A 512-nucleotide genomic window follows, 5' to 3' on the forward strand; every position below is an offset into this window, starting at 1 on the left:
CCCTGCCAGTCCTGGTTAAACACCCCGCCGGTGCGCAGCGTCAGCCCGTCCAGACCGTAACCGTATGACGCCGCAAACACACCGCCTTTCAGGTCACTGTCATCGTCAGGCAAACCGGCTGCCACACTGAACTCGTGCTGCCCCGGACTTAACTGCCCGGCCATCACCGACAACGGGAAGTTCTGTATCTGCTCGCGCCCGTCTTCACCGGTGATTTTCATGGTCACATCACCACTGGTATACAGCGGCACATCCGTGATGGAGAACGGACCTGCCGGCACCATCTCCGAATGCAGCAACCGCCCGTTCTGTGTCAGCGTCACCCTCGACGGCCCGTTCGCAATGCCGCTGAACACCGGGGTATACCCCAGATTGCCCGGCTTCATGCTGTTGTTCCGGCTCAGCGACACGCCGTACGTTCCCGTACTGCCCAGCAGACTGTCCCCGGTGGATGTTTTCCCGACCGCCAGGTCCGCACTCAGTGCGCGGATGGCCCGGGTGGCCGTAAACAT

At 61.9% G+C, this 512-nt stretch carries 1 protein-coding gene; it reads right to left on the minus strand.

Going from position 1 to position 512, the window contains the following annotated elements; translation table 11 throughout:
• Positions 1-512: fimbria/pilus outer membrane usher protein (locus tag BEA93_RS24650; RefSeq protein WP_157945157.1), on the minus strand; the 512-nt coding region annotated here is incomplete at both ends.

Origin of the sequence: Escherichia sp. MOD1-EC5950 (assembly GCF_002965345.1) — a bacterium.
GTDB lineage: Bacteria > Pseudomonadota > Gammaproteobacteria > Enterobacterales > Enterobacteriaceae > Escherichia > Escherichia marmotae.